The following is an 18800-nucleotide window of genomic DNA, read 5'->3' as shown; positions in this document are numbered from 1 at the left end:
CGCTCCTTAGCAGAGCGCTCCGAAGCCGACCGGATAAATCTTCCGCATGCCCGTCATGAAGGCTTTCGCACGGCTTAGATCGAACATGCCGGCAAAGGCGCGATCAAGCACATTGAGCCCACCTGTCGTCACGCCGAAGCTCGGCAGGATCATTCGGCTGCCGTCACCGACAAAGCAGGTGCCACGGACCGCACGGCCCGGCCCTTTCACCTTGGCGACCGGATGGAGATGACCGGCAATTTCCCCCTCGGCCGGCTGCTTCAGCGGTTCGTGTCGCAGAACGAGTGCGCCGACGCAAAGTTCGTTTGCCGTCTCGCCGCCGAGGCCTCCCGGCGGTTCAGGATCGTGGTTGCCGCTGATCCATACCCAATCCCGCCCGGCCATCAACTTGACCAGCGCATCGCGGTAGATATCCGGCATCTGCTCGGCACCCTTGCGATCGTGAAACGAGTCGCCGAGGCATATGACGCGACGCGGCTCGAGGCGCTTCAGCACTCTCTCCAGAAGCAGGAGGGTCAGTCCGGTGTCGTAGGGCGGCAGCATCATGCCGCGTCGGGCGAAGGCCGCACCTTTTTCGATGTGCAGGTCGGAGACGATGAGCGTGTGCTCATTAGGGACGATCAGTACGCCGGCCGGATCGAGCTGCACCCGTTCTCCGACGATCTCGGTCTCCAGTCGCTCGCACTCGTCCTGCCGCATACGCCGCGCCAAAGCATTCATGTGTCACCGCCGCTACTCGGTTCATTGCCGACCGGATGAGGGCAAGCGGCAAGCCGCTCCTCGATCGCCTCCATCCAGCCGGAATTCATGTTCCGTTCTTGTGCTTGTAACCGGATGCAAAGGCAAGGGCGCATAGGTGCCATGCACGCGAGTCCGATGGTCGCGGGTTGATCGAAACGCGACGATGGGTCAAGAGTGCAGCGCAACATGGACCCGCATCTTCCGCGGGTGGCTATGCCGGGCGCCTATCCCCCGGCCCATCCTGTCGTCGCATTCAACGGCCGAATCGCATCGTGCACGAGCGCGGACGCCGGCAACGAGCAAGCGAACTGCGCGCGGCGATCCGACATTCGTCTGGAGCTCATGTTCTCGACCCGAAACCTCAAAGCCGAGTGGCTCGGCAATATCCGAAGCGATCTGTTGTCCGGCCTCGTGGTCGCCCTTGCCCTCATCCCCGAAGCGATCGCTTTTTCGATCATCGCCGGCGTCGACCCGAAGGTGGGGCTGTACGCATCGTTCTCGATCGCCTGCCTTACCGCGATCTTTGGTGGCCGCCCCGGCATGATCTCGGCAGCGACTGCTGCCACCGCCGTCCTGATGATCACGCTCGTCGCCGATCACGGCTTGCAATATCTTTTTGCGGCGACGGTTCTCGCTGGCATCCTCCAGCTGGTCGCGGGTGCCCTGAAGCTCGGCGACGCCATGCGTTTCGTTTCGCGTTCGGTGATGACCGGCTTCGTCAACGCCCTTGCGATCCTCATCTTCATGGCGCAGATCCCCGAACTCGTCGGCGTACCGTATCTGACCTACGCGATGGTCGCTTTGGGGCTTGCGATCATCTATCTCCTGCCGCGAGTGACGACAGCGATCCCCTCCCCGCTCGTCGCGATCGTCGTGGTGACGGCGATCGCGCTCGTCTTTGGGCTCGATCTTCGAACAGTCGGCGATATGGGCGAACTCCCCGATTCGCTGCCGATCTTCCTGATTCCTGACATTCCGCTCAACCTCGAGACGCTGCAAATCATACTGCCCTACTCGCTCGGGATCGCAGTCGTCGGCCTTCTCGAATCGTTGATGACGGCTCAAGTGGTCGACGATCTCACCGATACGCCGTCGGACAAGAACCGCGAATGCCTTGGCCAGGGCGTCGCGAACACCGTCACCGGCTTCTTCGGAGGCATGGCTGGCTGTGCGATGATTGGGCAGTCAGTCATCAACGTGAAATCCGGCGGGCGCACGCGGCTCTCGTGCTTCTTCGCCGGGATCGCGCTTCTTTTCCTCATCGTCGTTCTGGGAGAGTGGGTCGCCGTTATCCCGATGGCCGCACTGGTTGCGATCATGATCATGGTCTCGATCGGCACGTTCTCCTGGGAGTCGATTGTCAACCTCAAGACCCATCCGCGCCGCTCATCGCTTGTCATGCTAGTGACGGTCGTCACAGTGGTCTGGACGCACAATCTCGCAATCGGTGTCGTCGCCGGTGTGCTTCTCTCCGGCATATTCTTCGCCTCGAAGGTCGCCCAGCTCTTCTACATCGAGAGCGATCTCTCAGAGGATCGGCGCCACCGCACCTACAGAGTACTCGGCCAGATCTTCTTCGCTTCGACGAGCGATTTCGGCGATGCCTTCGACTTCCGCGAGGATGTCGACAAAGTCACAATCGACGTCTCTCGTTCCCATATCTGGGATCTCTCGGGCGTCGGCGCCCTCGATCGTGCGGTTCTCAAATTCAGACGCGAGGGCACCGAGGTCGAGCTCGTAGGTATGAACGAGGCGAGCCGTACCCTCGTCGGGCGCCTCGGCATTGCTGACAAGCCGGATGCCCTTGCTCGCATGGAAGCCCACTGACACACTGGTCCACAACCGGTCTGAAAGAACCGGGCGGGTCTCTTGGATCGCCGCAGACGGGAATTGAAGAGGAAACATCGTGGCGAAGATACTCGCACTGATCGACGGATCCCAGCACTACACCGAGAGCGTCGTCGACAACGCCGAGTTCGTCGCGCGTCAGCTTTCCGCCGACGTTCAGCTCATTCACGTCATCGGTCGCCGCGATCTCGGCTCGGCGCCGGCGGATCTTTCGGGCAATCTCGATCTCGGCGAGCGGGACGAACTCCTCAAGGAACTCGCCGAGCACGACGAGCAGCGTGCCAAGCTTGCCCGCAAGCGCGGCCGGCTGATCCTTTCCGATTCGGCGGGCCGCCTGCGCGAAAACGGCATCGAACGAGTGGAAGAGGAGCTCGTCTTGGGCGATCTTCTCGAAGCGATCGAGGTGCGAGAACCGGGCTGCGATCTCATCGTGATCGGGAAGCGCGGCGATGCAGCCGATTTCGCCAAACTCCACCTCGGCTCGAATGTCGAGCGCATCATGCGGCGGGCGAAGGCTCCAGTGCTTATCGTGGCACGTACTTTCAGGCCCCTGCACAAGGTTCTCGTCGCCTATGACGGTGGCCAGAGCATTCTGAAGGCGCTCGATTTTCTGCGCTCCTCGCCGCTTCTGAAGCGGACGCAGATTGAAGTGGTGAAGGCTACGAACCAGGCGTCGGACCCCGAACTTGATCGGGTTTGTGAAGACTTGAAGGGCGTCGGTCTCAATGTCCGGTGTCGCACACTCCAAGGCGATGTCGAAGAGGCGATCATCTCCGAATGTGATCGCGAGGACATCGACCTTGTGGTCGCCGGCGCATCCGGACACTCGCGCCTTCGGGCGTTCTTCGTCGGCTCTGTCGCCAACGAGATCGTACGCAAATGCAAGCGACCGGTGCTGCTCTTTCGTTAGGCTCTCGGCAATGCCTCTCCGAGGCTGATCGAAAGCCGGAGAGAATGTTCACGACTCGACGATAGGATGCGGTCGACCCGAGAGAACCGACCTGCCGGCCGAGTGTGCGATGAACCCGAACATTTCCGTTCGATACGTGGCGGAGAGCAAAGCGCCGATCGAAGCCGTGGTGATCCTGCCGACCTTTCGGCGCCCCGACCACCTCGTTCAGACACTGGACTCGCTGTCAGTCCAGACCAGCGACATCCGCTTCGCGATCATCGTGATGGAGAACGACGACGAAGGTCTGGAGGGTCTCGCGGCCGCAACGAAATGGTTCGCGGCCCATCCGGCACAGGAAGGCGTCGCGCTGATCGCCCATGAGCGCGGCAACTGCTCGGCCTACAATGCCGGAATCGAGACCGCACTCCACCACTATCCGGACTTCTCGCACCTCCTGATCATCGACGACGACGAACTCGCCTCACCCAAATGGCTGAGCCGCCTGTTGGCGGCGAGTGCTGATCTCGATGCCGACATGGTCGGCGCACCGCAGATACCGGTGTTCGAGGATGAAGGCGGGCGACGCTGGTCAAAACATCCGGTGTTCATTCCGCACTACCGGACGACCGGCCGCGTCCCGATCCTCTATTCCTCCGGCAATGTCGCGATCCGGCGTCGGGTCCTGGAGGCGATGGGTCCGGAATGGCTCGATACCACTTTCAACTTCATCGGCGGCGGCGATGCCGACTTCTACACGCGCTGCAAGGCCCGCGGCTTCAGCTTCGGATGGTGCGCGGAAGCCCATGTAAGGGAAAGTATGCCGGCGCGTCGCACGCAGGCCTCCTGGATCAATGCGCGCTCGGTTCGCAATGGCGCGATCTCCGCAATTATCGAGCGTCGCCACGGCCAGGGGTTGGGTGCACGAGTGAAACGCCATGCTCGCAATATCGCGCTGCTAGCAGCTGCTCCGCTGCGCTCCGCCAAGCTGGCTTTCGAGACGCGGTCGCCGGCGATCGGAATGTACCACGTTCAGGTGGCCGCCGGCCGTTTCCTCGCCGAATTCGGGCAGGTAGCCGAGCAATATCGTCAGCCCGAAAAGAACTGAAGCGTTTCCCGGCAGTCCAACGGGTTTGAAGAGAGTTCGCGAGACCTATATCGGGTTGGCTGCCGAGCGCGGCGCTTTTCCAACCGGACGACACCGAACGCTGCGATGCCCATGGACCGCCTCCGCCTGCTTGCCGTCGACAATGACGATCTCGACATCTTTTCGGCTCACTGCCAGGACGCGATCGTCCGGCTGGGCGACTGTCGTTATCGCAGGGTAGAGAAGCAGTTCGCCGTCGAGATGAACCGGTTCGCCTGGGAGACCGCCCAGAAGCGCAAGTTCAGCGTCTTCGCTGCCCCGAAATATGAACGCCGCCGTTCGGCGCTGCATTTCGACCGGGTCACAGGTGTTCGCCGGCAGGGCCTCGATACGGCGAAGGACGATCAGATCCTTGTCCTTCTGGCGATCCGCTTCACCGAAACCAGTTCTCCATCCGGCCATATCGACCTGCTCTTCGCTGGCGGGGCGACGATCCGGCTGGAAGTGGAAGTGGTAGAAGCCCAACTGGCCGACGTGGGCGCTGCCTGGTCGACCGAAGCGAAACCCGACCACGACAGAACGGATGTCGAACTCTGAAAGCTCGGAATTTCGCAATCACGCTCAGACCCGTGCCGGCCTACTTCCCGTAGAGCCGGCCGTCTTCGACGACCTTCTAGCCGTAAATCGGCGTCTGAGCTCCCTCCCGGAGCGGTCAGGTTTCTCCACTTAGATATGGATGGGCTTGCCGTAGGCCGCCGCCATCGCCGCTTCGCGCATCGCTTCCGAAAGCGATGGATGCGCGTGGCTCGTCAGCGCGACGTCTTCCGAGGCGCCGCCATATTCCATGACGAGTGCCGCTTCGACGATGAGATCGCCAGCCGATGCGCCAAGGATGTGACAGCCAAGCAGCTTGTCAGTCTTGGCATCGACCAGCATCTTCACGAAGCCATCGGTCGCGAGCATTGCGCGGGCACGGCCATTCGCTAGGAAGGGGAACTTGCCCACCTTGTATTCGATACCGGCTTTCTTCAGTTCCTCCTCGGTCTTGCCGACCGAGGCAACCTCTGGCGCGGTATAAACCACCGACGGGATCGCGTCGTAGTTCACATGGGCCGACTGGCCGGCAAGAAGCTCAGCGAGCGCGACGCCCTCGTCCTCTGCTTTGTGGGCGAGCATCGCGCCGCGCACCACGTCGCCGATCGCATAAATGCCGTCGACATTCGTTTTGAAGTGATCATCGATCTCGACCCGACCGCGATCGTCCGCTTTCACGCCAGCGTTCGCCAGCCCGAGGCCCTCGGTATGAGGTTTGCGACCGGTTGCAACGAGAACGACCTCGGCGTCCAGCGTCTCGCTTTCACCGCCTTTCGCCGGCTCGAACGTCACCGACGCGCCGCCCCCATCATGCTTTTCGACACCCGTTACCTTGGCGCCGAGTTTGAACTCGATGCCCTGCTTGACGAGCAGTTTCTGGAACGCGGTCGACAGCTCGACATCCATTGGCCCAAGCACCTTGTCGAGATATTCGATCACGGTCACCTTCGCCCCAAGCCGCGACCAGACCGAGCCGAGTTCGAGCCCGATCACGCCGCCGCCGACGATGATCATGTGCTCCGGCACCTTTTCAAGCGCGATTGCCCAGTCCGATGAAACGATCGTATCGGAATCGAAAGTTAGATCGACGCCCGGAATGCCGGCGACTTCGGAACCCGTCGCGATGACGATGTTCTTGGCGTCGAGCGTCTCGGACGAGCCGTCCTCCTTCTCGACCTTCACCTTGCCCTTCGCCTCGATTGAGCCGGTGCCGATGAAACCATCCACCTTGTTCTTCTTGAAGAGGTAGGCGATGCCGTCGACGTTCGACTTCACCGTCTTGTCCTTGTGGGTCATCATCGCCGGCAGATCGAGTTCCGGCGAGACCTTGATGCCGAGCGAGGCGTAGTGGTGCCCTGCTTCATGGAAACGCTCGGATGCATGGAGCAGCGCCTTGGACGGGATGCAGCCGACGTTGAGGCAGGTGCCGCCGTAGGTCTCGCGCTTTTCCACGCAAGCCACCTTCATGCCGAGTTGAGCCGCCTTGATAGCGCAGACATAGCCGCCCGGCCCCGAGCCGATAACGACGAGATCGTAGGGTTCAGACATCATTGCATCCATTCAGGTGTGGTTGCCCCTGCTTGCCGTATCGTCTGGCCGAGTGCAAGCTACCAGCACGAAGCGCGCACATTGCAGTGCCTCTCCGTTCCGCGCTGGTATCCGCGTGGCGCGCCGACGTCGCTTCCCAGCGGCGTTGTCGTGACCAGTCTTCGAGAGATATCTGATGCGTTTCCTGTTGATACCCCTAGCAATCTTCTGGGCCGCAGCGCCGGCCGCCGCGCAAACGCTTTGCGACCTTTCAAACGAGGCACGGATCGCAGAAATCGCGACAGGCGAATGGATCGGCAAATCCAATCGTTCGTTAGAAAGCGAAACCCTTTCCCGATTGTCGAAGGATCTACCAGCTCGAGTGACAATCGAACGTCGAGCCCGGGGCCTCACCATTAATAGCGAATTCCTCGATAGCCTTCGTGGCGAAGCGTTCGACCTGAATGGAGTGGACGAGCCCTACGACGATGAGCAGATCGAAGCATTTCTTGAGGCCACTTCCAACACCAAAGTGAACGATCAACTTGGCAATCGTACCTGCGGCGCCTTCGTGCTTCCCCAACTTCAGGCGGACCTGCCAGAGACCGACGGCATGAGCGCTTCGGGAACGGTGACGATGATCTTCTATCGCGCGGACATAGCGTTGCAGTTGTCGGAACTGACGCTCAAAAGCCCGGAAACGGTGATCTTCGCGACGGAAAGCGCTTGGCTGACGCTCTCGGACGATCCCGCCGGAGCGTCCACCACTCGATGATGCATTGGGCTCGCAGGATCGGCGCTGTTAGCCTATCGCCCTCCGCCCACGTCCAGAATCGCGTTACTGACGTAGGACGCCTCTTCCGATAAGAGGAACAAGATGGTCTTCGCGACCTCCTCCGCACTACCGGCACGACCCATAGGCAGTTCGTCGGCGATCGCTTCCGCTCTATCAGGCATGCCGATATCGGCATGGATGTCAGTATCAATGATACCTGGGCGTACGGCGTTGACGCGGATACCGTCGCCGGCGAGTTCTCGGCCAAGGCCGAAGGTAAGCGCATCCATCGCGGCCTTCGACGCCGAATATTCGACGGAAGCACCCGCCCCGCCAAGCCGACTCGCGATCGAAGAAGTCGTAACTATCGATCCGCCCTTGCCACCTCTGCTCTTTGCCATGCGCTTCGCGGCGGCATGAATGACGAGCGTCGCTCCGAGCGTATTGACGGCATAGAGCCGCTCGATCTCCTCCGCGTCCTTGTCCATGAACGGCTTTGCCAGATTGATCATGCCGGCATTGTTGGCGACGCCGGCAAGCGGTATGCCGAGCGTGTCGATCTCTTCGTACATCGCGCGGATCGACGTTCGCTCGGCCGTATCGCACTGGTGGGCGCTTGCCGCCCCACCGTCTCCCTCGATAGCCGCGACGACATCCATCGCCTCGTCTTTCGCCTTTCGATATGTCAGAGCCACCGTCCAGCCCGCTGCAGCCCCAAGCCTCGCCACTGCTGCTCCGATGCCACGTGATCCGCCGGTGACGAGGAGAAGCTTGCTTTCAGTATCAGGCATCGCGGAAACGCTCATCTCGGTAGGAACAGTTGCAGCAACCAATGAGTGCAGCTCGGATCGATTGCCCACCGGTCTTGTTGAGCCTGGAAAAGCGGCGAAAGTCCGTGCGGTTCCCGATCGCCACACAAAGAGCTGATTCTGTAAATGCCGTCAAAGACTGAGGTGGATCGAAATCATCAACGAATTTCTTCGTTTCGTCCGCGATCGCGACACCACGGCACCGCAAGCAAAAATTTGCGGCAAGCCGAGCCTGCCTATTCTCATGGCCTCGTCAAATATTGTGGCGATTACAGAGCGCTACCGCGTAAGCGGACCCGACCCGCAGCTTGGCCGATCCGGCAAGCTCTGTGGAGGACGCGATTGGTCCCCGGAAATGCGCCGACGGATATGACAGCTGTCGGCACTTGGGCTTGCGTTCTCTGCAAAAGAGTCGAGGCGATGTTCCATCGACCCTCGTCTCTACCGATCAGAGATCGAGGATAAGACGCTCGGGATCTTCCAGACTTTCCTTCACGCGCACGAGGAAGGTGACGGCTTCCTTGCCGTCGACGATGCGGTGGTCATAGGAGAGCGCCAGATACATCATCGGACGGATCTTCACCTCGCCACCGACCGCCATTGGGCGTTCCTGAATCTTGTGCATACCGAGGATGCCCGACTGCGGCGCATTGAGGATCGGTGTCGACATTAGCGAGCCGTAGACGCCGCCATTGGTAATGGTGAACGTGCCGCCCTGCATGTCGGAGACGCCGAGCTTGCCGTCGCGCGCGGCCTTTGCGAGACGGCCGAGTTCCTTCTCGATCTCGGCGATCGTCATCTGGTCAGCATCGCGGATAACCGGAACGACAAGGCCTTTGTCCGTGCCGACGGCCATCCCGACATGACAGAAATTCTTGTAGACGATGTCGCCGCCGTCGATCTCGGCATTGACGGCCGGGATCTCCTTCAGAGCATGACAAACGGCTTTGGTGAAGAAGCCCATGAAGCCGAGCTTGATGCCGTGCTTCTTCTCGAAGAGCTCCTTGTACTTTTTGCGCATCTCCATGGTTGCCGTCATGTCCACCTCGTTGAAGGTGGTCAGCATCGCAGCCGTATCCTGCGCACTTTTGAGGCGCTTGGCGATGGTCTGGCGCAGCCGCGTCATCTTCACGCGCTCTTCGCGCGGAGCGTCGTCTTTCGACGGTTCGGCACGCTTCGGCGCGGCAGGTTTTTCCTGTGTGCTCGATGGCGCGCCCCTCGAAACGGCTTCCAGCACGTCGCCCTTCAGGATCTGACCGTCCCGGCCCGACCCCTGCACCTGATCGGCGGAGAGGTTCCTCTCCTCCATCAATTTCCGTGCGGATGGCGCCGGCGGGCGCTTGCCCTCGGCGGCTTGTTCCTCCGAACGCGCGGCCGCCGGCCCATCCGCGCCGTGCTCATCGGCCTTCGGTGCCCTATTGGCGACCGCCCCGCCCGATCCGTCCGACCCCTTTTCGCCGGCAGAGGCACCTTCCTCGATCTTCATCAAGAGTGCGCCAACTTGAACTTCGTCGCCTTCGGAGACAGCGAGTTCGCGGATGACGCCGGCAACGGGCGACGGCACTTCTTGGGCGGCCTTGTCCGTCTCGAGTTCGAGCAGCGCCTCGTCCATGGATACGTGGTCACCGACCTTTTTGAAGATCGTGCCCACCGTCGCTTCTGTCACCGATTCACCGGCGGATGGGACGTTGACGTCCGTCAGCGAGCCACTGGAACCACCGGCAGACTGTTGTTGATCGGATTGGCTCTCGCCGCCGTAACCTCCGTTACTATCGGAAGCCGCTTTATCCTTCGCTTCCTTCGAAGGCTGCTCGGTGGCATCGTCGGACGAGCCTTTGCCAGCACCCTCCCCCTCGCCAATCATTCCAATGAGCGCGCCGACACCTACCGTGTCGCCCTGATTGGCGACAATCTCTTGCAGAACACCGGCGGCCGGAGCTGGCACCTCGACGGTAACCTTATCGGTTTCCAGTTCGGCCAGCGCCTCGTCCTGCTCCACGCGGTCCCCGACCTGCTTGAACCACGTGCCGATGGTGGCTTCCGACACAGACTCGCCAAGGGTCGGAACTTTGATCTCGGTGCTCATAGATTTTTCTTTCGGCGTCCTGATTCGGTCGAAGGTTTCGGAATGCTGAGCTAGCCCAGCGCCTCCTCGAGGAAAGCTTCGAGCTGCTTGAGATGGGTCGACATGGTTCCAGCCGCGGGCGAAGCGGCCGCCGCACGACCTGCATACCGGACGCGCGTATTCTCCGTTCCGATATGGTTTAGCGCCCATTCCAGATAAGGATCGATGAAAGACCAGGCCCCCATGTTCTTGGGTTCTTCCTGACACCAGACCATTTCGGCCTGCTTGAAGCGCGAAAGTTCCTTGATGAGCGCTTTCGCTGGGAAAGGATAAAGCTGTTCCAGGCGCAGGAGATAGACGTCGTCCACGCCGCGCTTCTCCCGCTCCTCGTAAAGGTCGTAGTACACCTTGCCGGAGCACATCACGACGCGGCGGATCCGCTCGTCCGAAACGAGTGAGGTTTCGCCGCCTTCGAGACGTTCGGCATCGTCCCACAGGAGTCGATGGAAGCTGGTGTCGCCAGACATCTCCTCCAGGCGCGAGACCGCGCGCTTATGTCGGAGCAGCGATTTTGGCGTCATCAGAATGAGCGGCTTGCGGAAGTCCCGCTTCAACTGGCGCCGCAGAATGTGGAAGTAATTCGAGGGTGTCGTGCAGTTTGCGACCTGCATGTTGTCCTCGGCGCAGAGCTGCAGGAAGCGTTCGAGGCGCGCGGAGGAGTGCTCAGGCCCCTGCCCTTCGTAGCCGTGCGGCAAGAGCAGCACGAGGCCGGACATGCGCAGCCACTTGCGCTCGCCGGACGAGATGAATTGGTCGATTACGACCTGGGCGCCATTCGCGAAATCGCCGAACTGGGCCTCCCAAAGGGTCAGCGCGTTCGGCTCCGACAGGGAGTAGCCGTATTCGAAGCCGAGAACGGCTTCTTCCGAAAGCATCGAGTTGATCACTTCGTAAATCGCCTGGCCTTCGGACACGTGGCCGAGCGGGATGTAGCGATCCTCGTTTTCCTGATCATACAGCACCGAATGGCGCTGGGAAAACGTTCCACGCTCCGAATCCTGACCGGAGAGGCGCACGGGATGCCCCTCGGCGACGAGAGAACCGAAGGCCAGCGCCTCACCGGTTGCCCAGTCGATGTTTTCGCCGCTCTCGATCATCTTCGAGCGGTTATCGAGGAAGCGACGGATTGTGCGGTGGACGTTGAATTCGTCCGGTACGCTGCACAGCCTAGTGCCGATGTCCTGCAAGGTCTTTATTGGCACGCCGGTCGCGCCGCGACGCGGTTCGTCGTCCTCTTCGGCGCGCTTCAGGCCCGACCAGGCACCGTCCAGCCAGTCCGCCTTGTTCGGCTTGTAGGATTGGCTCGCCTCGAAATCCTCGTCGAGGCTCTTGCGGAAATCGGCGATGCGGTCGTCGACGTCCTGCTGGGTGAGCAGTCCCTCCTCGACCAGCTTCTTCGAATAGACTTCGAGGGTCGTCGGATGATTCCGAATGACCTTGTACATCTTCGGCTGGGTGAAGGCCGGCTCGTCGCCTTCGTTGTGACCGTGCCGCCGATAGCAGAACATGTCGATGACGACCGGCTTATGGAACTTCATCCTGAATTCGGTCGCGATCTTCGCTGCATAGACGACCGCCTCCGGATCGTCGCCGTTGACGTGGAAGATCGGCGCTTCGACCATCTTCGCCACGTCGGAGGGATAGGGCGAGGACCGCGAAAAGCGGGGATTGGTGGTGAAGCCGATCTGGTTGTTGATGATGAAGTGGATCGACCCCGCCACCCGATGACCGCGCAGGGCCGAAAGGTTGAAGCATTCCGGCACGACGCCCTGGCCTGCGAAGGCCGCATCGCCGTGAAGCAGGAGTGGCAGGACCTTGGATCGCTGTTCGAGCGGCACGGTATCCGAGCGGGTGGAACCGGCAATCTGATCCTGCTTGGCGCGCGCCTTGCCCATCACGACCGGATCGACAATTTCCAGATGCGACGGGTTCGCCGTCAGCGAAAGATGAACGTTGTTGTCATCGAACGTCCGGTCGGAAGACGTGCCAAGATGGTATTTGACGTCGCCGGAGCCCTCGACGTCCTCTGGTTTGAACGAGCCGCCCTTGAATTCATGGAAGATCGCGCGGTGGGGCTTGGCCATCACTTGGGAGAGCACGTTCAGCCGGCCGCGATGGGCCATGCCGAGCACCATTTCCTTGAGGCCCAGTTGACCGCCTCGCTTGATGATCTGCTCAAGCGCAGGAATTAGCGCCTCTCCGCCGTCCAAGCCGAAACGCTTGGTCCCCTTGTACTTTACATCGAGAAACTTCTCGAAGCCATCTGCCTCGATCAGCTTATTGAGGATCGCGCGCTTGCCTTCGTTGGTGAAGGCGACCCCCTTGTCGGGCCCTTCGATGCGCTCCTGCAACCAGCCTTTCTCGACCGGGTTGGAGATGTGCATGAACTCGACACCTAGGGTCGAGCAATAGGTGCGTCTCAGGACCTCCAGCATCTCACGGATGGTGGCGAATTTCATCCCCAGAACGTTGTCGATGAAGATCTTGCGATCGTAGTCGGCTTCGGTGAAGCCGTAGGTCTTCGGCGAGAGTTCGTTGTAGTCGTCGTCGGGCTGATTGGCGATACCGAGCGGATCGAGATCTGCATGGAGATGCCCGCGCACACGGAAAGCGCGGATGAGCATAAGGGCCGAGATCGAGTCCTGCCGCGCCCGGTTCGCGGCCTCTTCAGTCAGACCAACGCCCTGCTTCTGCGCTTCTTTTCGAACCTTCGTGTCAATTCGCGTGTCGACTTCGCCCCAATCGCCGTCGAGCGCGGCGACCAGTTCGCCATTCGCTGCGATAGGCCAGTTCGCACGGGCCCAGGATGGGCCGGAAGCGTTCTTCCGAACCGTTGCCTTTTCGTCCTTCAGGCCGTCGAAGAAATCTGCCCACTCTGCATCGACCGAGGAGGGGTCGTCCTCGTAAGCGGCATAGAGCTCTTCGATGTAATCCGCGTTGCCGCCGTAGAGAAACGAAGTTTCGGCGAAAACTTCGGTGGCGTCATCGTTGCGTGCCATGGCGTCTATCCGCAGGGTCTACGGGCCCTGCCTCCTCGCTTCGTTGATTGGCGGGCAGCTCTTCGCCCGTCCCTTTTTCGAGCCGCTGGCGGCAGTCCCTCGAATGGGTCGCCAGCTTGTTCCAATTTGACCTTGCCGTAAAGCGCGTCGACGCGCCAAGTGGGGACAGATGCGGCTCTGGACAATGGCCTGGTTGTCGCGAACAGATCTGGATCAGATGCTTGTTACCGAAATCAGCCTTTGAGCAGTTCGACCAGTGTCTTACCAAGCTGGGCCGGTGACGGGGAGACGCGGATGCCGGCCTTTTCCATCGCTTCAATCTTGTCCTCAGCACCGCCCTTTCCGCCGGAGACGACCGCACCCGCATGGCCCATGGTCCGGCCCTTCGGTGCTGTACGACCGGCGATGAAGCCGACGGTCGGCTTCGAGCGGCCTTTTTTCGCCTCGTCGGCGAGGAACTGTGCAGCGTCCTCTTCGGCCGAGCCGCCGATCTCGCCTATCATGATGATCGACTGGGTCGCGTCGTCGGCGAGGAACATTTCGAGGACATCTATGAATTCGGTGCCCTTCACCGGATCGCCGCCGATGCCGACAGCTGTCGTCTGGCCAAGGCCTTCATTGGTGGTTTGGAAGACAGCTTCATAGGTCAACGTACCCGAGCGCGAGACAACGCCGACCGATCCCTTGGAAAAGATGTTGCCCGGCATGATGCCGATCTTGCATTCCTCCGGCGTTAAGACGCCGGGACAATTCGGGCCGATCAGCCGCGACTTGGACTTCTCCAGCTTGGCCTTGACCTTCACCATGTCGGACACTGGAATGCCTTCGGTGATGCAGGTGATGAGATCGATGCCGGCCTCAATCGCCTCTTCGATCGCAGCAGCCGCGCCTGCGGGCGGTACGTAAATGACTGACGCCGTTGCGCCGGTCTTGTCTTTGGCTTCAGCGACAGACGTAAAGATCGGCAGCTCGGTTCCGGCCGCATCCTTCGCGCCCTCGCCCGCCGTCCAGGTCTCGCCGCCCTTTTTGGGATGGATGCCGGCGACCATCTGCGTGCCGTGATAGGCGAGCGCCTGTTCGGTGTGGAACGTACCGGTCTTGCCGGTCAGCCCCTGCACGATGATCTTGGTGTTCTTCTCGACGAGAATGGACATGGTGCCTCTTGCAATTATCGATAAATATAGCCGCGTCGGCGACCAGCTTCCGCCTCCGCCTGTTCACACAGAAGGCGCGTCGCGGCCTCTTCGAAGATCTCGTCCCGATCCTGCGCAAGAAATTCGATCTGTTCGACCGTCTCCGGCGAGAGCCGCAGAGTGACGTCGCAATCGGGTGCGGCGGTGGTCGCAGACATGATCAGCCGACCGCCTTCACGATCTTCTGCGCGGCATCGTCGAGATCGTCGGCGGAGGTGATGTCAAGGCCGGACTGGTCGAGGATCTGCTTGCCCTGATCGACATTCGTGCCTTCGAGGCGCACGACCAGCGGGACCTTGAGCCCGACTTCCTTAACCGCGGCGACCACGCCCTCCGCGATCACGTCGCAACGCATGATGCCGCCGAAGATGTTGACGAGAATACCCTTCACATTCGGGTCGGCGGTGATGATCTTGAAGGCTGAGGTGACCTTTTCTTTCGAGGCGCCGCCGCCGACGTCGAGAAAGTTGGCGGGCTCCTTGCCGTAGAGCTTGATGATGTCCATCGTCGCCATCGCAAGGCCAGCGCCGTTCACCATGCAGCCGATGTCACCGTCGAGCGCGATGTAGGCGAGGTCGTATTTCGAGGCCTCGATCTCCTTGGCGTCTTCCTCGGTCTCGTCGCGAAGCGCCTTGATGTCGTCGTGACGGAAGAGCGCGTTGGAGTCGAAGGAAACCTTGGCGTCGAGGACTCGCAATCGGCCGTTTGTCATCACGATCAGCGGATTGATCTCCAGAAGGCTCATGTCCTTGTCCATGAAGGCCTTGTAGAGCGTCGGGAAGAGCGTCATTCCGTCGGCCCGTGCCTCGCCGTCGAGCTTCAGCGCGTCGGACAGCTTGGAGGCATCGGCCTCGGTCACGCCGGCCGTCGGATCGATTGGTAGGTTGACGATCTTCTCCGGCGTCTCGGCCGCGACCGTCTCGATGTCCATGCCGCCTTCCGTCGAGGCGACGAAGGCGACCTTGCCGACCGCGCGATCGACAAGGATCGAGAGATAGAGCTCACGTGCGATATCCGCGCCGTCCTCAATATAGAGGCGGTTGACCTGCTTGCCGCTTTCGCCCGTCTGCTTGGTCACGAGGGTGTGGCCAAGCATCTCCTTGGCGTTGGCGACGACGTCCTCGATGGACTTGGCGAGACGCACTCCGCCCTTGGCGTCAGGACCTAGCTCTTTGAACTTGCCCTTGCCGCGCCCGCCGGCGTGGATCTGGCTCTTTACCACGTAGAGCGGCCCGGGAAGCATCCGCGCCGCTTTCTCCGCCTCGCCTGCATCGGTGATCGCGACGCCCTCGGCCACTGGCGCGCCGAAGCCTTTCAGGACTTGTTTGGCCTGATATTCATGGATGTTCATTGGGTGCCCTTTGCCATGATGAGGCGATACGTATTTGGACGCAGTCGGCTCAGCGGAAGCCGCGTCGATCTTTCCGATTAGATCCTAACTGAGGCTCGGCTGGATGCCGCGGCAAGCTTCCATCAGGCCCTTCACGCTGCCGACAGACTTGTCGAACTGCGCCTTCTCGTCGGCGTTGAGATCGATCTCGATCACACGCTCGACACCGCCCTCGCCAATGACGCAAGGCACGCCGACATACATGTCAGAGAGGCCGTACTCGCCCTTGAGGGCTGCCGCACATGGTAGAACCCGCTTCTTGTCCTTGATGTAGGATTCAGCCATCGAGATCGCCGAAGCTGCCGGCGCGTAATAGGCCGAACCGTTTTTCAGCAGTCCGACGATCTCCGCGCCGCCGTCGCGGGTGCGCTGAATGATCTCTTCCAGACGCTCGTTCGTGCACCAGCCCATCTTGACCAGATCGGTGAGCGGAATGCCGCCGACAGTCGAATAGCGCGCAAGCGGCACCATCGTATCGCCGTGACCGCCGAGCACGAAGGCTGTCACGTCCTCGACAGACACCTGGAATTCGGTTGCGAGGAAGTGACGGAAGCGCGAACTATCGAGAACGCCCGCCATGCCGACGACCTTATTCGTCGGAAGTCCTGAGAACTTTTGCAGGGCCCAGACCATCGCGTCGAGCGGGTTGGTGATGCAAATGACAAAGGCATTCGGTGCATATTTCGCAATACCTGCGCCGACCTGCTCCATGACCTTGAGGTTCGTACCCAAAAGATCGTCTCTGCTCATGCCCGGCTTGCGCGGCACGCCGGCCGTGACGATGCAGACATCTGCGCCCTCGATCGCAGCATAATCGTTCGCCCCTGAAAACGCGCCGTCGAAGCCTTCTACCGGGCCCGACTCGGCGATGTCGAGCGCCTTGCCCTGGGGCGTGCCTTCGGCGATATCGAACAGCACCACGTCACCGAGGTCCTTCAGGCCTGCGAGATGCGCGAGCGTGCCGCCGATCATGCCGGAACCGATCAATGCTATTTTGTTGCGGGCCATGCCATGGGTCCTCTTCGTCTGGCGACAGGCAGCCCATGGGACGTCCCGCGCGGAAATACTGCTGACCGATCCGCCGTTGCAGCGGAATGCTCATCGGGCTTAAGCGGCCACTTAACGCGCCGCGAACTTCCTTGCACCGCACCCAACCGAAAATCTCGGCCCTACGGCATGAAATCGACAGGTCTCGTGACGAGCCTCGAGCGGGGATAGCCCTAAGGTGAGTGCTGCGCAACAGCAGCGAAGGAGCCTTCCGAACATTCAAACGGTTAGATTGCAGGGAATTTTACGGACATCCGATCGGGTCTGCAAAGTCTGCAAATCGCGCAGATCGCGACTTCATGGAGGCTTGCGCAGGCATTCTCGAAGCATAGTGATTCTTCGAGATGCGCCGATTGCAGTCATACCCGGCATTCGAGGCGAAAAGGCTTACAATTCGGCAACTGTGCGCAAGCGCAGGTCGGCACGTCTTAAGGCGGCTACCTAAGCGAGCGCTTCCTGAGGGGTGGCCGTGGCGCCAGCCATATAGGTATCGCTGTGCATCTCAAAGAGACGGGAGACAGTGCGCTGGAACTCGAAGTTTTCCGTACCCGAAGGCGCCGAATATAGCTCTTTGGCGGGCACTTCCGCCGAAATGATCAGGCGGCGGCCCGCGTCGTAAAGCGTGTCGACTAGATTGATCAGGCGCTTTGCCTCATTGCGCTCAGAGCGCGTCAGTGCCGGAACATCCTCCAGAACGACCGTATGGAAGCGCTTGGCGAGCGCAATGAAATCCTGCGCGCCGAGCGGTTTTTGAAGAAGCTGTTCGTAGCGGAATCGCGCCGCGCCGTTGCCGGCCCGCGGTACGGCTATCGTCCTGCTTTTCACCGAGAGTGAAGCGGTATGCTCCTTCTCGCCAGAAAGAAGGGAATCCCACACCTTTTCGACCCGGGCATGCGCCTGGTCGTCGAGCGGCGTGATGTAAAGGTCTTCGGTACCGATCGCGGCGAGACGGTAATCCTCGCCTGCATCGAGAGCGAGCACTTCCACGTTGTTCTTCAGCTTGTCGACGAAAGGAAGAAACAGACCCCGGTTGAGACCGTCCTTGTAGAGGTCGTCCGGCGCGACGTTGGAGGTCGCGACCAAAACCACACCCTCCTGAAACAGCGCCTCGAAGAGCCGCGACAGGATCAGCGCATCGGCAACATCGGTCACCGTAAACTCATCGAAACAGAGAAGGAGGCTTTCTTCAGCGATCTGTTTTGCGACCGGCGGCATTGGATCGTCCTGGGAGGCGGTGCCTTCCTTCACCTTGTATCGATGGTCGCTGATGCGGTCGTGAACGTCGCCCATGAAGGCGTGGAAGTGGACGCGGCGCTTTCTAGCGACAGAGCTCTGCCTGAAGAACATGTCCATAAGCATCGTCTTGCCTCGACCGACCGAGCCATACACGTAAAGTCCCGTTACCTTTTCGGATTTACCCTTCTGGCCGAAAAGCCACCCGAGAGCGCTCGACTTGGTCGCGACCGACCGGTTGGCGAGATCGTGGTCGAGACGGTCGAGACGGTCGGCGAGTTGTCTCTGCGCGTGATCGGCCTCGATCTCTCGTCGTTCGATCATGCGTTCGAGCTGAGCCCTCACAGGACCTGCTCTCTTTCGCTCGGTTCTGGTCGACGGATTGGCCATCAATGCTCCGGTGTCTGACGAGAACAGTGCCCACTCCTCCCGGCCGAATGTGCATAGGCAAGTTTGCGGTGCAGTAAAAGCCCGATCGCATGCGGCACACCGATTGGCTCAACACCTTTTGTGGTGATAGGAGATGGCCAAAGCCCCATATGG

At 60.7% G+C, this 18800-nt stretch carries 15 protein-coding genes and 1 other annotated feature; of the genes, 5 read left to right on the top strand and 10 right to left on the bottom strand.

Going from position 1 to position 18800, the window contains the following annotated elements:
* Window positions 1-6: 6 nt before the first annotated feature.
* Entirely contained in the window at window positions 7-720 is a 714-nt protein-coding gene (pdeM, locus tag FP2506_RS03100; protein WP_007065924.1) for a ligase-associated DNA damage response endonuclease PdeM, read from the bottom strand.
* 206 nt (window positions 721-926) lie between these two features.
* Window positions 927-982: a sequence feature (sul1 is cis-regulatory element that is thought to sense ions involved in sulfur or methionine metabolism; They are found in Alphaproteobacteria), on the top strand.
* 101 nt (window positions 983-1083) lie between these two features.
* Between pdeM and FP2506_RS03095 the strand changes: the two genes are divergently transcribed.
* The 4 genes from FP2506_RS03095 to FP2506_RS03080 all read left to right on the top strand — a co-directional run bounded on the left by FP2506_RS03095 (window position 1084) and on the right by FP2506_RS03080 (window position 5162).
* Window positions 1084-2568: a SulP family inorganic anion transporter gene (locus tag FP2506_RS03095; protein WP_040489347.1), complete on the top strand. Its 1485-nt coding sequence runs from the start codon at window positions 1084-1086 to the stop codon at window positions 2566-2568.
* Window positions 2569-2647: 79 nt separating this feature from the next.
* Window positions 2648-3499 (top strand): universal stress protein, encoded by an 852-nt coding sequence (locus tag FP2506_RS03090; protein WP_007065922.1) that lies wholly within the window; start codon window positions 2648-2650, stop codon window positions 3497-3499.
* A gap of 136 nt (window positions 3500-3635) precedes the next feature.
* A complete protein-coding gene (locus tag FP2506_RS03085) occupies window positions 3636-4586 on the top strand; it encodes a glycosyltransferase family 2 protein (RefSeq protein ID WP_244404116.1) in 951 nt (316 codons plus the stop codon).
* 111 nt (window positions 4587-4697) lie between these two features.
* A complete protein-coding gene (locus FP2506_RS03080) occupies window positions 4698-5162 on the top strand; it encodes a DUF2948 family protein (RefSeq protein WP_007065920.1) in 465 nt (154 codons plus the stop codon).
* Between the two features lie 129 nt (window positions 5163-5291).
* Here the strand turns inward: FP2506_RS03080 and lpdA are convergent, their stop codons facing one another.
* On the bottom strand, window positions 5292-6707 hold the full coding sequence (gene lpdA, locus FP2506_RS03075; protein ID WP_040489346.1) for a dihydrolipoyl dehydrogenase: 1416 nt from the start codon (window positions 6705-6707) through the stop codon (window positions 5292-5294).
* Between the two features lie 175 nt (window positions 6708-6882).
* Here lpdA and FP2506_RS03070 point away from each other — a divergent pair, with 175 nt between their 5' ends.
* Complete coding sequence (locus tag FP2506_RS03070; protein WP_007065918.1) at window positions 6883-7461, top strand: hypothetical protein; 579 nt, start codon at window positions 6883-6885, stop codon at window positions 7459-7461.
* Window positions 7462-7493: 32 nt separating this feature from the next.
* Here FP2506_RS03070 and FP2506_RS03065 read toward each other — a convergent pair whose 3' ends face one another.
* From FP2506_RS03065 to zapE, 8 genes are all read right to left on the bottom strand, one after another.
* On the bottom strand, window positions 7494-8252 hold the full coding sequence (locus tag FP2506_RS03065) for an SDR family oxidoreductase (protein WP_040489345.1): 759 nt from the start codon (window positions 8250-8252) through the stop codon (window positions 7494-7496).
* A 466-nt stretch (window positions 8253-8718) separates the two neighbouring features.
* A complete protein-coding gene (gene odhB / locus FP2506_RS03060; protein ID WP_007065916.1) occupies window positions 8719-10356 on the bottom strand; it encodes a 2-oxoglutarate dehydrogenase complex dihydrolipoyllysine-residue succinyltransferase in 1638 nt (545 codons plus the stop codon).
* A 50-nt stretch (window positions 10357-10406) separates the two neighbouring features.
* The gene (locus FP2506_RS03055) at window positions 10407-13394 is read right to left on the bottom strand and encodes a 2-oxoglutarate dehydrogenase E1 component (protein WP_007065915.1); all 2988 of its coding nucleotides are present in this window, start codon (window positions 13392-13394) and stop codon (window positions 10407-10409) included.
* A gap of 233 nt (window positions 13395-13627) precedes the next feature.
* Window positions 13628-14548, bottom strand: coding sequence for a succinate--CoA ligase subunit alpha (gene sucD / locus FP2506_RS03050; protein ID WP_007065914.1), 921 nt, complete (start codon window positions 14546-14548; stop codon window positions 13628-13630).
* A 14-nt stretch (window positions 14549-14562) separates the two neighbouring features.
* Window positions 14563-14745 (bottom strand): hypothetical protein, encoded by a 183-nt coding sequence (locus tag FP2506_RS03045; RefSeq protein WP_007065913.1) that lies wholly within the window; start codon window positions 14743-14745, stop codon window positions 14563-14565.
* Window positions 14746-14747: 2 nt separating this feature from the next.
* The gene (gene sucC / locus FP2506_RS03040) at window positions 14748-15938 is read right to left on the bottom strand and encodes an ADP-forming succinate--CoA ligase subunit beta (RefSeq protein WP_007065912.1); all 1191 of its coding nucleotides are present in this window, start codon (window positions 15936-15938) and stop codon (window positions 14748-14750) included.
* Window positions 15939-16022: 84 nt separating this feature from the next.
* Window positions 16023-16985, bottom strand: a complete 963-nt coding sequence (gene mdh, locus FP2506_RS03035) for a malate dehydrogenase (RefSeq protein ID WP_007065911.1) — start codon at window positions 16983-16985, stop codon at window positions 16023-16025.
* 480 nt (window positions 16986-17465) lie between these two features.
* A complete protein-coding gene (gene zapE, locus FP2506_RS03030) occupies window positions 17466-18647 on the bottom strand; it encodes a cell division protein ZapE (RefSeq protein ID WP_050764975.1) in 1182 nt (393 codons plus the stop codon).
* Between the last annotated feature and the right edge of the window lie 153 nt (window positions 18648-18800).

This window comes from Fulvimarina pelagi HTCC2506 (assembly GCF_000153705.1).
GTDB classification, from domain to species: Bacteria; Pseudomonadota; Alphaproteobacteria; order Rhizobiales; family Rhizobiaceae; genus Fulvimarina; species Fulvimarina pelagi.
The sequence above is the reverse complement of the archived record's forward strand: the minus strand, read 5'-3'. Positions and strand labels throughout refer to the sequence as shown.

Bases quoted from the DNA above. Each gene is read 5' to 3' on its own strand.
- odhB (WP_007065916.1), bottom strand. From the start codon at position 10,356: ATGAGCACCGAGATCAAAGTTCCGACCCTTGGCGAGTCTGTGTCGGAA.
- FP2506_RS03080 (WP_007065920.1), top strand. From the start codon at position 4,698: ATGGACCGCCTCCGCCTGCTTGCCGTCGACAATGACGATCTCGACATC.
- pdeM (WP_007065924.1), bottom strand. From the start codon at position 720: ATGAATGCTTTGGCGCGGCGTATGCGGCAGGACGAGTGCGAGCGACTG.
- zapE (WP_050764975.1), bottom strand. From the start codon at position 18,647: ATGGCCAATCCGTCGACCAGAACCGAGCGAAAGAGAGCAGGTCCTGTG.
- lpdA (WP_040489346.1), bottom strand. From the start codon at position 6,707: ATGTCTGAACCCTACGATCTCGTCGTTATCGGCTCGGGGCCGGGCGGC.
- FP2506_RS03045 (WP_007065913.1), bottom strand. From the start codon at position 14,745: ATGTCTGCGACCACCGCCGCACCCGATTGCGACGTCACTCTGCGGCTC.
- sucD (WP_007065914.1), bottom strand. From the start codon at position 14,548: ATGTCCATTCTCGTCGAGAAGAACACCAAGATCATCGTGCAGGGGCTG.
- FP2506_RS03070 (WP_007065918.1), top strand. From the start codon at position 6,883: ATGCGTTTCCTGTTGATACCCCTAGCAATCTTCTGGGCCGCAGCGCCG.
- mdh (WP_007065911.1), bottom strand. From the start codon at position 16,985: ATGGCCCGCAACAAAATAGCATTGATCGGTTCCGGCATGATCGGCGGC.
- FP2506_RS03095 (WP_040489347.1), top strand. From the start codon at position 1,084: ATGTTCTCGACCCGAAACCTCAAAGCCGAGTGGCTCGGCAATATCCGA.
- FP2506_RS03055 (WP_007065915.1), bottom strand. From the start codon at position 13,394: ATGGCACGCAACGATGACGCCACCGAAGTTTTCGCCGAAACTTCGTTT.
- sucC (WP_007065912.1), bottom strand. From the start codon at position 15,938: ATGAACATCCATGAATATCAGGCCAAACAAGTCCTGAAAGGCTTCGGC.
- FP2506_RS03065 (WP_040489345.1), bottom strand. From the start codon at position 8,252: ATGCCTGATACTGAAAGCAAGCTTCTCCTCGTCACCGGCGGATCACGT.